This window comes from Halorhabdus utahensis DSM 12940 (genome assembly GCF_000023945.1).
Classification (GTDB): Archaea; Halobacteriota; Halobacteria; order Halobacteriales; family Haloarculaceae; genus Halorhabdus; species Halorhabdus utahensis.
Genome location: NC_013158.1, coordinates 1,720,673 through 1,734,793, shown reverse-complemented (window position 1 = coordinate 1,734,793; position 14,121 = coordinate 1,720,673). Strand labels below are relative to the sequence as shown.

Below are 14,121 nucleotides of genomic sequence, written 5' to 3'. Positions count from 1 at the left end.
TAAGCTACTTACGACATCTCTGCAAACCATGATTCAATGAGTCAAAGTGATTTCCAGACCGCTGGCGTTCGATATGTTGCGAGTGAAATAGAACGAATGGGCGATAGTCTCAGTCTTTCCGAATCCGTTGTCAAACAAGCTCTTCGCATATATCATCAAATAATTGAAGAGGATATCACATACAGTCGACTTGATGATCTCAGTGCCACATGTGTGTACGCCACGGTGCGATTACATCAGGACTGCGGAGCAACGTTCCGAGATGTCGCGGGTGAAGCTCGAATCAAAGATAAGCGATTACAAACGGTGTCAACGCGAATTCTAAACGAAGCTGGCGTTCCGTTGCCACCACCGCGGCCTGAGATTACGCTCAAAAGGACAGCTGAAGAGCTTCCGATTGATGAGGAGATGGATATCCTTCTTGATATTGTGGATTCCTTATCTGGTCGATTAGAGAACCTCGCTCCGACAACAATTGCAGCGAGTACAATTTTTGCGGGTCAATATCTAAACGATTGTTCTTATGAACTCACACAGAGCAAGGTGTCTGACGTTGTGGGCCCGAGCGAAGTGACGATCCGAACCGAGTACACAAAAATACTTAGACACATATACCACGAGACAGAATACACAATAGAGAACCACCGATTCGAAGATGCCGAACACGGAATTGCCGTGCTCAAATCTGAGTTCGACCTTTCACCTGCAGTCGTGGCAGAAGCAAAATCGGTTCTTGAAGGACATTCCGAATTGGTCGACGAAAACAGTAGTACGGAGGCTGGAGTCTGTGCCGCTGTGTTGGAAGCGAACCAACGAGTGGATGATAACCATCCTGACCTGACACGTGATGACCTGACAGATATAATCTCTGTGACCAACCATACAATCAATGAATATCGAGAGGTTCTGAGGTGAACAAACATGATGGAAGAATCTGTGGTCTCGCCGGAGCGTTGTGCGACAATCCGACGTGAATACTCTCAGCAAACCGGGTTTGATCCATTGGTGGAGGAGCTAGATATCGAGAAACAGGAACTCCGCCACCACCTATACGGAGACTGTAGTCACGATATCGCAATTGAACCAATCGACCCGCCGGTCAGTCATCAATTAGATGCTGATCAGTGCCAGGAGATCCGAAACCTATTCGCAGATGGTTTCGATACGGAGACCTTAGAGCAACGGTTCGAGACACGATGGCGGCCAATTGCTCGTCATCTCACCGGTGAGTGCTCACATAATAACGATGCGCCCACGGTGGCTCGGAGCGAAATCAGTGATCGGGAGCCGATTTCGGAAACTGACTGTGCCGTGCTCCGCGAGCGGTTCTTCGACGACGAAGAACGAAGCATTATGGATGTTGCACGGGATGTTCGGTGGAGCTATGAGGCCGTTGTTCAACACGTCAACGGAAACTGTTCTCACGATATTACTACGAGCTCTCGATCAACTGAGGAACGGGGAGGTAATCTAACCAAAGAGGATTGCCAGAACGTTCGAGAACTATGGGCTCAGGATCCCGAAATGACACTCGAAAAAGTTGCATCGGAGATCGAAAGATCAGAAGCGACCGTTGAAAAGCATATCAAACGGGCTTGTTCTCATTCTTCGGATGAATTGTTGATCGACGAAATGCAAATATTTGACTCAATATTGACAGACGAGGATGAGCAGGTTAGCGATTCGCAGGCTATACTAGATGCCGCTAATTCTTCGAATATTGACTCTGAAGAGTTCGTAGACGACGTGATTACCCCGGATTCAGTCGAAACGACTATTAGTCGGACAGTCCGCAACACGACACTCGTCAAAGAATTAAAAGGAGCATACGATTACGAGTGTCAGGTCTGCGATAGTCCCCGGTATCAGGGTCCAGATAAACGCTACGCAGAGGGACATCATATCAAGCCGCTGGGTGAGCCGCATAACGGACCAGACACGCCAAGTAATATCTTGGTTCTATGTCCGAATCATCATGCAGACTTTGATTACGGTTTGATAGAGATTGATCCCGGGACTTATGAGATACATCATGAATATGATGATACTGTTCACGGTAGTACTCTGACTGTCGATGGGGAACACGATTTGGACCCTGAGAAATTAAGCTACCATAGTCAACGGATCTCCGAAGTCACCCGCTGAATAATTTAATCCCAAAAATGGATAGTGGCGGCCAAATCTATAGCAATATAATGGGGGGTTGTGATGTCGGTATCAACTGATCTTCTCGAGCGTTGTTGGGAGCATCCATCGTCACTCGATTACGAGGATACCGACCGCCTCGTCAAAGTCTTGAAAGGGAGTGACAGTGAGACACGACGGACGATTGCGAAAGCACTGTGTGAAGTGTCGAAGGAAAATCGCGAAGCCGTTCAGCCGATCGTGGGTAATATCTTCGCATTCCTCCGGGAAAGCAATGCTGACGACCAGATTCGGATTGATCTCACTCGAGCAATCAGCGAAGGGACAGCGGCCGACCCGGAGCGGTTCGACCATGGCGACCTTCGCACTCTCAAGCAGCTACTCCTTGATGACAACCGCTGGGTCCGTCATAGTGCTGCGTGGACGACCGAACTCGTCGCATTCGGCCGGTCTAGTAAAATATTCATTTGGGAAGAAATGTTGTCTGACCTGCTTCGGGACCCTCACCCGTCTGTTAGAAAGCATTGCTGTCGTGCGCTTGCTCATCTCGAACGAGTGGGTGGCTTGGATTCGAGTCATGTTGACACTGTATGTCTTCTTCTCACTGACGACGAACCGGAGGTGCGGACAGCTGCGACGATAGCACTCGGTGCAATCGGATCGGAAGCCGCTATCGAAACGCTTCGAACCCATGAAGATCCTGACGCGGACGTTGCCATCGACACACAGCATGCTCTGCGAGAAGCTACGTTCCCTCGTCACACAGTCACTCGATGGGGTGCTGACTTTACCTCTCTCCAGGTGGGCGACTGGATATCGATCAGGACGAAGGCACCCGTCCGGACAGGACATCTCCGCGGGAAAGTGATTGACGTTGGCACCAGCGATACTCGTACTGTGACTGCGAAGAACCCCTATGAGGGGTACTCGTTTACTCTAGTGCAGCAGAACTCCTCAATCAGGTGGACGATGGACGACCGCCGAACGTCTGATTCACTTCACTCTCTGGTGACCGGCTTGGGCCGAGTCCATCCGATACAGATCTCGCTTATGTACGCTGTTGAGGGTGACAAAATGACTGTCGACTTCGGTGCGGATACTCGCACGTTCGATATCATCACCGTCGACTCTGGAGCTGAGAATTTCTGTGTTGTCGGCACTGATGGCGAATGGACCGTCACATTCCGGCTTTCAGGGACTGCCCCATTTGTGACCAGTCAAAATGATGGCCACAGGCTTCCAATAGCTGGTATCGAACTACGGGCTTTTGATATCGATAAATCAACAGTTGGGTGAAGCGTGGGTAGAAAACATTTCGACCCTTGAAGTTTGAAGGTCATTCAGTTCCGTATCGTGTACGTATATGGGGTGTGAGAGCAATGGCGGTCATCATTAGCGCGCAAGAACAGGGGGAATCGCACAAGCTGGTTGAGCAGGGTGTCGTTATCGACGGGAAGTACTACGGAAACGAAGATGGGAAAACAATGGTCCCTATCGTCGACCTTGATGAGATTGATGAACGGCGCTTGGCTGGATCGCTGAACAGCCACTACGTCAACGCCACGATAGTCCCAGATGAGGAAGTCGATATCGACAGATTTCGACAAATGGATTGAGACTCAATCTGGTGTTTCTGAGCTGTGTCACTTTTTATCTGCGAACAATCGTGCACGCTCCTGCATTAGGAATCCCTAGGGGATGGAAGCATTCTATCGGTGGACCGCCCTAGTTAGGGAAAATACAAAGAGCGCTATCAGGAAGGCCCCAAGAAACCCTTCAAAGACGGAAAGTAGACGGATCTCCCATGCTTTGACAATTGCCCCTGGGGCATGAACCAAGGTAATCAAAGATTCGGCACTGAAAATTAGATATCCGGTGCCAAGCGGCGCGTTTGAATACGGTGCGTTGGCAATCCCTAGAAATGATAGAATCCCATACAACGCTGCAAAGCCGACGGTTAGAAGCACTCCCAAAGAAAAGACTCGAGTAGGACTTTCTGAAAAGTTTGTTAGTCCCCATAATCGAAGTCCGGCGTGCTTCAACCAACTATTTCCATATATATTTTTCGTGGCTGGATGGTATCTCTTCGTGCGATATTCCATCTCTTTCTGGAAGAATTTTGCAGCAGCCAGGTTATCACCAATGTTGTTCGCACCTTGCTTGCCATACATATATGTCAATTCTAAATCGACAGGATCGAGATCTGATTGATGGCGATTTTCATTTGCATTTGTAAACCGATGCAATGTCCAGTTCCCTTCAAATGCCGTCCGATATGATGTGAAGTCAAATCCGGTAAACCGAGTTCGCACAAACTTCACATGATCAAGTGAGGACGGTTTGTAGGTATAATTTCCAAGCAAAAACGGTTCCCCCTCTAATTCTGTCTCATAGAAGGAGACGTCTCCCAGGTTTGCATCGACAAATTCGAAACGGATCGGGACTGATTGTGCCTGTCCCGGTTGGGCAAGTATCCCTGAAGATATTGACGTTTCCGCTGCGGTAACGGTGAAATAGTCTCCCTCAGAGGTCGTATACTGTGGTTTGAATTCGAGGCCCCCCTTGAACTTAGATTGGTTCAACTTGACACCGTCATATAATGTCACTAACTCAAGCCGCACTATACGAGCAAAGAAACTACCAGTGAAGTCAAGTTCCCCTTTGAATTTGACTTTTTCAAAGCTGAGTGTCTGATCGGCAAGCACCGAAGTAAAGTCCGCACTCCCCTCTATTTCTGTATTATCCGGAATCTGTTTTCGATCACCATCTCCAAAAGTAGTTAGTGACTTGAAATGACAATCCCTGAAATTCGCGTCCCCTCGAATATGTGCCCCGAGTAGTCCAAAAAATCCTTCAAACACTGTTTCGCTGCAATCAAATCTTGGAACGTCAATCTGACGTCCATAGAACGGGCCCTTAGCCAGTACACGTCGAAGATCTAAAGAGCCTTGTTTTCCTTTAATTTCAAGTTGGGAAAAAGTTGCTGTTTTCTCGAAAATGGTACTGTCACGCAATCTCACAGAATATGACGCCAAAATGCGAGCAAAGATTGCTCTCCCCTGAAACTGCACAGCCATCCCTTCAATTGTACTTTTGATGCGTGAACCATAGAAGGAGACTTCTTTTTCAAAGGTCGTGTTTCGAAGCTCTATTCCGCCCGTGAGTTCTGCACCTACTGCTGAGACGGGTATTTCGACGAGTGTGTCGTTGAAGTTGAGTTCACCAGAAATCGATGAAAACCGAAGATCTAACAATCCACCTGATTCACTCGAAACAATCGTGTCACTTAAGTCTAACTCGGGGAGATTCGCTCCAATTAGCGTTGCTTTCTCAGTTCTCTCTGTAGCAAGTTTCCGAGCTTGGTTAGCTACATATTCGTCTGAGATGTCGTCCCTTTCCCGTTCCTTCGATGTTAGATGAAATATGCATTTTTCCCGCCCCTCTACAGCCTCATGCGGACAGGACCACTCTTTCGGGAAGGATACATTACTATTTGAGTGGTCTGGTGCTTGCAGATCTCCTGTGGAAAATGTGCAAGAACTCATTAATAATCCTGGTTAGAAATGGTTTGTGGCATTGTCCCTGGGTAGCTGAGCATGAGGGTTCTGAGAGGTGCTACGAGATTTTGCTCCCTGGTATATCTGTGTGGACTCCCTCTCATTTCTCAACTTTTCGTTTTAGTTTGAGAATGAAATTTCCACCGAAGTTCAGTTCACACTTTCAGGAGAAGTTGCAATTCATACCTGCGCAACTGAACTTACCTGCATCCTAATAAAGTGCTGACAATAGTCTTGTAATAACTTAACCGTGTGTGCGGTTGAGCAGACATTCTGCAGAGGTCTGGTCGGTGTCCCGGATGACGATCTACCATCGCATTACGACGAATCCACATTGATTGAAGATCATGAAAAGTGGGAGGCGGTTCCGTCTGTCGCAGGTTCCACCTCAACATTCTCGAGGGCGTCCTGTGTCGGTGGCAGGTCGTCCACGATGGTTTTCTCTTGAGCTGCTGGAACGAACTCCCAGGACGGATAATGAGTCCACCCAGGAAGGGCGGATAGATCCACGTCATCGACGACAATATATTCGTTCGCTGCTGGGTAGAGATCCGCCAACATTCGGACGCGTTCCCGACGACTCGGCCGAGCACTAAACTTGTCCGACTCGCTATCGGCCCCTTCCACTTCAGAATACGATTCGACGATCTCTGCGATACCAGGAATCCCGGCCTCTCGTTTGAGTAGCTGATTCCCGATGGCGTAGACGATGTGATTAGTATGATGAGCCAGATATCCGACCCACTCCAGCGGGACCGCTTCCCTGTCTGGTTCCCGTGGCGGGTTGACATCTACTGTGTAGTCGCGATCGAACGCGAAGACAGTATTCTCGAAACCCTCACTCGGGTGGTGAAGATCTTGACCACGTTCGGGTGTTTCGATTCTCATGTTGATCATCTCTCGTCTGAGTAGTAGCAATGGGGTTGCATTTGTCCCAGTAGAACTTCCTGAATCGGCTTACTCACGACTCGTTTTCATATTTTACCCAAACGACTATCCCATCTAACAATCTACAATCATTTGTATGCTGACTCACATCACGTTCGTCTTGGACTCGTCTGGCTCCATGGAAAAGATAGCAGACGATACAAGAGGCGGCTTCAACAGATTTCTCAAAGACCAGCGAGACGAAGACGGCGAAGCAACTGTCACGCTATACGATTTCAACGACACCGTCGAACTGGTCTACCATGATCGGGCGATTGATGAGGCGGATAAACTGACAGAGGAGAATTACATACCTGGCGGTCGAACTGCGCTCCACGATGCCATCACTCGTGCGATCGATGAGACTGCCGATCGTATCGAAGCGATGGCCCCGGCGAACCAACCGGACAACGTTATCGTGGTCACACTCACGGACGGCAAGGAAAACGCTTCCGAGACACCACAAGACGCGGTTCGGGACCGAGTCGAGACCCGCCAAGAGGAGGGCTGGGAATTCTTGTTCATCGGTGCGAATCAGGACGCGGCACTAACAGCTGAGAAAGTCGGAATGGATGCTGATAGCTCTCTCAGCATGTCACATAGTGGCGAAGGGGCGAAGGAAGCCTACGAGTCTGCTTCCGAGAGTATCAGTCGAGCACGGCAGACCGGCGAGAGTAACGGCTTCACTGATGAAGACCGCCAACGGCAACGAGATATCGACGATGAAACGTAGGGAGACCTGTCTGTGGCGCTGTTTCGCGTAGGAGAAGAATCTGGGGGGAGAATATATACGGCCAAATTGAGACGATCCTGATATGGGCGCATCAGACTGCGCCGGCCGAATGTGCGATACACTCAAGGAGAAGTTCGATATTTGTGACGACCGTGCGTTACGGCTGACGACGCTGGTTCGTCTTCTTCGGGGCGAAGGGTACGAAGACGTCTTCGGTGAACATGGGGGTGAGCGCTGGGCCCGCCACAAGGAGCTGCTGATCGACAGGCTTGACGAGACTCTCGAAGATCAAGCTGGCGACACGATAGAAGCCCGCTGGAACAATCTGATGGATGATCTGGACTGCCAAGACCGAGCAGAGAAAGGGGTCTATCTCCTCCCATGGGATGAACACGACGCTGAAGACTGGCAAGATCCGGGTGTAACGGACTCTCGGCCCGAGTAGCTGAAACTAATCCTTGCTTCGGAGACCTTATGATCCAATTGGATCAGAACCAGACTCTCACATATTCGTAAGGGCGTTCCCTACCACTAATGCGACTCCTGATGCAGCGATACCCAAAGCCAGTAATCCATAATTCGCGATCGGGTTCGCCGCTCGGGCGACATCGTAGGAGTAGTGGTCGTCACGGACCGGGGCGTATGGTTCGACACCCATCGGCGTGAGAGCGTCTGCGGCGATGTGTGAGAGGATCGTGACCGTCCCGACCAGTAATCCGAACACGCCGAGCCCAATGGCTGTGAGGGTACCGTCGTTTGATCCGATTGCGACGCCAGCGAGACCAAGCCCGAGCCCGACAAGGGCTGCGAACCAGACTGTGTGGGTGAGCCCCCGATGGGTAATACCGGGGACGTGCTGGTCGTAATCCGGAACCATGGCGAGGAGACCGGCCCCGACTGCTCCGGCCATTGCGGCCCCCTCGAAGCCCACGACGAAGACGATGAACCCGACCGGCGCGTAGGCGAGCAAGGCAGCCCCGACATGGCCCTCTCGATGCACGTGTGGTAGTGGCACGGGACACCCCTTTTTTGTTACGTCAGGCAGGACTCAGAGTATGCCAGTTCAACGGGCTCGTTCTATCGACGATCTCTTCGAGGCGGTAGCGGGCTACGATCTCGTGTTGACGGTCGACGCGCCGCTCAGTCTTGCGCTCAATCGACGGCTGGACCACCCACGACTTGGCCGGTTCGCGGCCACACCACAGATGCTCGCGGCCGACGAGTTCCGACCGCAGGACCAACGACAGCTCTTTGTCGAAGTGATAGACAAGACGGCACTGCCCTGGAAGCAGGCCGCCCATCTGGTCGAGTTGATCCTCGGTTGTTGGGAGGAGACAGGTGATCGCCAAGCTATCCTCGAATACGATCGCTACGACACAACGGCGACGCGGGAGGTACTCGAGGTCATCGCGTCCGTCGCGAGTGCACACCGCGATCTCGACACCTACCGGATCGACGAGGACCGCGACGTCGCCGTCATCGGCGAATCCCAGTTCAGCGCGCTGGACCGGTCGATCCTGCCCGCCGAGTACGACACGATCGACCCGCTCACGAGCGAGGCCTTCGACCTGCCGGCGTTCCACAGCTTCGCGTCCCGGACGGCGATCGTCGAGGCGATCGTGGACAACGTGACGAGCGACAACGCCGACGACGTGGCGATCGTCATGGACCGCGGCGGGCCCTTCCCCGCGCTGATCGAATCGGCCCTCGAAGCGCGGGACATTCCCTTCTACGGTGGCCCCGGGTTCGCCGACAACGAGGGACTGCGAACGTTCCTCGAACTGCTCAGGTTAGCGCACGCCGATTCGAGAGCCCGCGTCGGGGACGTGCGACCGATCGCTCGCGGGCTCGGAATCGATTTCCCCGTCGACGACGAGGACAAACTCCTGGCTGAACTCGGCAGTCCGGCGGCCGAACCGATACAGGCGTTCTGTGCGAACGTCCCCGAGTGGACGTTCGGCGAAGCGATTCGGGAGTTCGAGGAGTTGTCGAATCAGACGCTGGACGCCGTTCGCGACGAACTCGGTGTGCTTGGATTGGTGGACGAACCGGTCACGGACGGCCGACTCGACGACCTCGAATTCTACCTCAGTGCATTCGACGTGCCGATCGATCGCGAGGACAGCGGCGTCCTGCTCGCCGACGCGAACACCTCGACCTACGTCGACCGGCCCGCCGTCTTCTATCTCGGACTGGATGCAGACTGGACCCACCAGGTCATCGATCGGCCGTGGATCGACACCGAACGGAAAGACCGTGAGCACCTCCGACAGTTCCAGCTCCTCCTCCAGAACGGTCGCGAACAGTATTATCTCGTTCAGGAGACCAGCGCCGGCGAACCAGTCCGGCCGTGTCTGTACTTCCACGACCTTCTGGACGACGACATCGAGACGTTCGACGATTTCGGGACGATCCCGCACACGTATCGGCGAGGAGATGGCTCGACCGGTTTCGAGCACGACCCGGTCAGCGCAGCGCCCGAGCCGATCGAGACGATCAGCCAGTCGAGTCTGTCCACGTTCGTCAACTGCCCGCGCGATTACTTCTTCGACCAGCTCGTCGAGCAACCCGATCGGGACTACTTCCGGAAGGGCAATTGCTATCACGACTTCGCCGAGTTCTACGTCAATCATCCCGACGTGATTGCCGACGCGGATCGAGCGGAGCTCGTCGATCTCTTTCTCGACGAACTCCGGCCGTTCGTCGATCAGGTTGATCGTGACGTCCTCGAAACGGAATTCGACGTGGGGCTCGAACTAATCGGACGATTCATCGACGAGAACCCGCCAGTCGAGCGTGACTACAGCGAGTACGAGGTGTTGCCCTTTGGGAATCTCGTCGCCGACTATTTCGATCACCCGATCGATTCACCGATCACCGAGCAGTGGTTCGAAAATCCGGAACTCGGCGGGAAAGGCAAGGTCGATCTCATTCACTCCCCGACGCAACTTCTCGATTACAAAAGCGGGTCGGCGAAATCCGCGTCACAGGTCGTGGATCGCTCGTCGATCGAGGAGATTCACGACAAGCCGGACTTCCAGGCGCTCCTCTATCTCGCCCATCACCGTCGGGTTCGTCGCGACGAGCCAATCGATTTCGTGTTCTATCACTTCCTGGATCTGGTCGACGACGCCATTACCGGGACCGCAGACATCGAGGACGCGCTCGTCCGCGTGACGTACTATCCTGAGACGTTCGACGAGTGGGCGGGCACGCAGACGGCCTTCGACGCACTCTGTGTGGGCGTTGCGGAAAGCAATAACCGACGGAAGACTCTCGAAAAGTTGGGATATGATGCGTATGCCCAGTTCCTCGACGGGCACGCGTTTCCCGACATCGACGAGAAGGACGCACTCCTCGATACAGAGTTTGCGGACGCGTTCGTCAGGTATGCTCGCGACCGCGTCGGCGAGTACAAGTACGTCACGTCGGGGATCGAGAGCGCACTCAAAACGCTGCTCGACCTGCGTGGCGAGAACTATTTCCGGGACGACGTCGAGGCATTCGAGCCGTTCCTCGACGAACAGATCGCCCTTATCAACGACTACCGCAAGTCGTCGTTCCCAGTCGGCGACCCCAATCTGGATCGCGTGACACATCGCGACCTCCTACTGACCGAGGAGGGTCGCGATGACTGAGCCGACGCCGAATGCCCGGCAGCGCGAGCTGATCGAGGCGACCGAGGGGATTCACGTCGTCGACGCCGGGGCGGGGACGGGCAAGACGTTCGCCATCACGCGCCGGTATGCGAACCTACTGAGTGAGGGTTACGAGCCCGACGACGTGCTGCTGGTCACCTTCACAAACAACGCCGCCACCGAGATGAAAGAGCGCGTCGTCGCGCGGTGTGACTACTCGATGTCCGCGCTCCGGGACGCGCCGATCAGCACGTTTCACAGCTTCTGTCACGACCTGCTCCTCGAATACGGGGCAGACGCGCCGTCGTACCTCGGGATCGACGACCAGATTACCGGCTCGACGAAGCTGCTCGAAAACGAGGTCATCGAGGCCGATCGCTTCCGGACCTTCCTCTCGCAGTTCGTCGACGCCCATCCCGAACACGAGGCCGTGTTCCGCGTGCTCAACGACCCGACATCGGTACTCGAGTTGATCAGAGAACTCGCCGCGAAGGGCGTCTTTCCCACCGTGGACGGGTGGTATCGTGACGGCGAGGCCGCTCTGGACGGGGATTTTGAGGCCTTCGAGGAGTTGTTCGCCGAAGCGAACGCACCGAACGAGGGGGCCAACGGCGCCACGCAGTCTGATCTACGGGACTCCCTGAGCGGCTTCGAGCGCGATCGCTGCTTCCTGCCGGACGCCCCCGGCGAGGGCGAGCTGCGAGACGGCTATCCCTCGATCGACGCGAAGTGGGCCGAAGAAGCGTTCGTGGAGGACCGCGAGGCGCTGAAGGACTTCGTCCACGACGTGTACGTCGAGTACATCCAGTTCGCGCTCCGGCGAAACTACCTCAACTTCAGCTTCCTCCAGCTGTTCGCTTTCGTCCTCCTCTGTGAGGATCACGCGCTCCGGGAGTCGATCGCCTTCGAGCAGGTGATGGTCGACGAGTTCCAGGATACCAGCGAGATCCAGTTCAAGCTCGCACTCTTGCTCGCCGGGACCGACAACCTCTGTGTCGTCGGCGACTGGAAACAGTCGATCTACGGCTTTCAGTACGCCGCCGTCGAGAACATTCGATCCTTCGAACGACGACTCCGGACGTACAAACGCGAACTCAACGGCGAGTACGAACGCGTCGGTTTTCCCGTCGAGGAGGTGACCACGATCCCCCTCCGGCGGAACTACCGCTCGACGCAGTTGATCCTGGACCTCTCACGGCACGCGCTGACGGTGCCCGCGACAGGGAGCGAGTCGATCGAGCGAACCGTCGACGACATCGACGGGCTCGAGGCCGACAGTGCGCGCGGGCACTCGACGATCGCGGCGTTCACGAGCGCGAGCGAACGCGAGGCGATCCTCGACCGGATCGAGACGATCGTCGGCAACGACGACTACGCCGTCGACGACGAGAACGGCGACCTTCGTACGCCGAGCTACGACGACATCGCGGTCCTCACCCGAACGCGACGCTTCGGGCGGGAGTTACAGACCACGGCCGACGAGTTCGGCGTCCCGGTCGCCTACGAGGGCGGCGTGAAGCTCTTCGAGACCGATCAGGCGATCCTGCTGCTCGCGTGGCTCCGGATTCTCGCCGACGAGGACTCGCGACGTGGCTGGGCGGTCGTCCTCGAACGGGCGGGCTACACGCTCGCAGAGGTCGAGCAGATTCTCGACGAGCGAGCGTATCCCGACGCGATGGTCTCGTTTCAGGAGGGACTCGCGGCGATGGAGTCGATCGGTGCGATCGTCCGGCAGATCTTCGAGCGGTACGGCTTTGCGGACGCCTCCGCGAGTTCGCTCGTCGCCCTCCTGCAGGACGTCTCGGACGGGACGACACGCAATCTCGGCGGGATGATCCGTTTCATCGAGCGGAGTCTGGACGCCGAGGCCACCCACGAGATCGACGACAACCCAGGCGGGGACTCCATCACCGTTCAGACGATCCACGCGGCCAAGGGACTCGAACATCCGATCGTGATCGTCGCGAATATCAATCGGTACAGCTTCCCGCCATCGGGCGGCGGCGACGATCGGATTCGTTTCGAGGATCCGATCGGCCTGCGCCAGACGAAACTGTCTTCAACGGCACACGGTCGGCCCCACCTCTACGACAACTGGCGGTATCGAGTGCTGTCGGCGTGTCTAGGTCGTGACTACGACGAGGAACGCCGTCTGCTCTACGTCGCGATGACGCGAGCACAGGATCACCTGCTGTTCTCGGCGGGCGTGGAGCCGAGTCCGCTGTTCGAGAACCTGCCGCTGGAGCCAGAGTCCGTCGAGCCGGAACTCAAGGAGTCCGGGATCGACCGTACCGAACAGACGCGATTGCAGGTGTCGATCCCGGAGCCCGACGTGCCGGCTGGCCAGTCGCCCCACGCCTTGATGGACGATCGCGTGTTCGAGGATCGTGAGGAGGGCCGTGGGATCGAGTTCGGGAATCGAGTTCACGAGTTCGCCGAGCGGTACGCTGCCGGCGAGGCTGTCGAGCCTGCGAGTGATGATGAACGGCGGGTGCGAGACTTCATTGACGGACTGGACGGAACGCTCCTCGTCGAAGAGGACGCGTACCTGCCGGTAGCGGTTGGAGAACAACAGGTGACGATCTCTGGCGTGATCGACTTGCTGCACGTGACTGAGGATCGTGTCGAGATCGTCGACTACAAGACCGATCTCACACGGGATGCCGTAGACGAATATCGGAAGCAACTCAGCGTCTACTATCACGTTGTACGACATATGTATCCTGATAGAGAAGTGTCGCCGGCGATTTTCTATACTGCTGAAGGCGATCGGCTGGAGATTGACCCCCGACCGATGGGGGAACTCTCGGGCCTGGTTTCGTCTAATGAAGAGTATTGAACCATGGAATATGGCGAAAAATCACAGATACATTAGCTCACTTTCGGATATATTGTTGTTCTATCGGATCCGCCGTCTTCAAGCGTCGAGTGGTAGGGACACGTTGATCACGCTGGTACTCTCCACCTCTCCGATATAGTAAATCTATGGAAAGGTCTGCAGCGTTGATCACTCCCAAAGCTGATTGCGAAAATCTCTACCTATCAGGGTCTTCTGATATCACGCCACCGAACGTCAACTATTCTTCCATTGTCCAATTGAACTCGGTAAAGTGTCGAGTCA

General features: G+C 54.7%; 11 protein-coding genes. 8 read left to right on the top strand and 3 right to left on the bottom strand.

The features are described from left to right. Nucleotides 1–36 precede the first annotated feature (36 nt). The 4 genes from HUTA_RS15290 to HUTA_RS08405 all read left to right on the top strand — a co-directional run bounded on the left by HUTA_RS15290 (nucleotide 37) and on the right by HUTA_RS08405 (nucleotide 3,761). On the top strand, nucleotides 37–915 hold the full coding sequence (locus HUTA_RS15290) for a transcription initiation factor IIB family protein (RefSeq protein ID WP_143920349.1): 879 nt from the start codon (nucleotides 37–39) through the stop codon (nucleotides 913–915). A 6-nt stretch (nucleotides 916–921) separates the two neighbouring features. After that, entirely contained in the window at nucleotides 922–2,145 is a 1,224-nt protein-coding gene (locus HUTA_RS15095; protein WP_015789469.1) for an HNH endonuclease, read from the top strand. 63 nt (nucleotides 2,146–2,208) lie between these two features. Next, nucleotides 2,209–3,441 carry a HEAT repeat domain-containing protein gene (locus HUTA_RS08410; RefSeq protein WP_015789468.1) on the top strand — a complete coding sequence of 411 codons (1,233 nt, stop codon included), beginning with the start codon at nucleotides 2,209–2,211 and terminating at the stop codon, nucleotides 3,439–3,441. A gap of 83 nt (nucleotides 3,442–3,524) precedes the next feature. Further along, entirely contained in the window at nucleotides 3,525–3,761 is a 237-nt protein-coding gene (locus tag HUTA_RS08405) for a hypothetical protein (protein ID WP_015789467.1), read from the top strand. 93 nt (nucleotides 3,762–3,854) lie between these two features. Here the strand turns inward: HUTA_RS08405 and HUTA_RS15285 are convergent, their stop codons facing one another. Both HUTA_RS15285 and HUTA_RS08400 read right to left on the bottom strand, forming a co-directional pair. Next, nucleotides 3,855–5,690 (bottom strand): hypothetical protein, encoded by a 1,836-nt coding sequence (locus HUTA_RS15285; protein ID WP_015789466.1) that lies wholly within the window; start codon nucleotides 5,688–5,690, stop codon nucleotides 3,855–3,857. Between the two features lie 357 nt (nucleotides 5,691–6,047). Beyond that, the gene (locus HUTA_RS08400; protein WP_015789465.1) at nucleotides 6,048–6,590 is read right to left on the bottom strand and encodes a hypothetical protein; all 543 of its coding nucleotides are present in this window, start codon (nucleotides 6,588–6,590) and stop codon (nucleotides 6,048–6,050) included. Between the two features lie 136 nt (nucleotides 6,591–6,726). Between HUTA_RS08400 and HUTA_RS08395 the strand changes: the two genes are divergently transcribed. Then, nucleotides 6,727–7,362 carry a vWA domain-containing protein gene (locus tag HUTA_RS08395; RefSeq protein ID WP_015789464.1) on the top strand — a complete coding sequence of 212 codons (636 nt, stop codon included), beginning with the start codon at nucleotides 6,727–6,729 and terminating at the stop codon, nucleotides 7,360–7,362. Between the two features lie 82 nt (nucleotides 7,363–7,444). After that, the gene (locus HUTA_RS08390; protein WP_049941262.1) at nucleotides 7,445–7,807 is read left to right on the top strand and encodes a hypothetical protein; all 363 of its coding nucleotides are present in this window, start codon (nucleotides 7,445–7,447) and stop codon (nucleotides 7,805–7,807) included. A 57-nt stretch (nucleotides 7,808–7,864) separates the two neighbouring features. Here the strand turns inward: HUTA_RS08390 and HUTA_RS08385 are convergent, their stop codons facing one another. Further along, on the bottom strand, nucleotides 7,865–8,362 hold the full coding sequence (locus HUTA_RS08385) for a metal-dependent hydrolase (RefSeq protein ID WP_049941261.1): 498 nt from the start codon (nucleotides 8,360–8,362) through the stop codon (nucleotides 7,865–7,867). Between the two features lie 55 nt (nucleotides 8,363–8,417). On the opposite strand from HUTA_RS08385, the gene HUTA_RS08380 reads away from it, so the two are divergent. Both HUTA_RS08380 and HUTA_RS08375 read left to right on the top strand, forming a co-directional pair. Further along, nucleotides 8,418–11,000 (top strand): PD-(D/E)XK nuclease family protein, encoded by a 2,583-nt coding sequence (locus HUTA_RS08380; RefSeq protein WP_015789461.1) that lies wholly within the window; start codon nucleotides 8,418–8,420, stop codon nucleotides 10,998–11,000. Beyond that, entirely contained in the window at nucleotides 10,993–13,839 is a 2,847-nt protein-coding gene (locus HUTA_RS08375) for a UvrD-helicase domain-containing protein (RefSeq protein ID WP_015789460.1), read from the top strand. Before HUTA_RS08380 ends, HUTA_RS08375 begins: the two co-directional genes overlap by 8 nt. The last annotated feature ends 282 nt before the right edge of the window (nucleotides 13,840–14,121 follow it).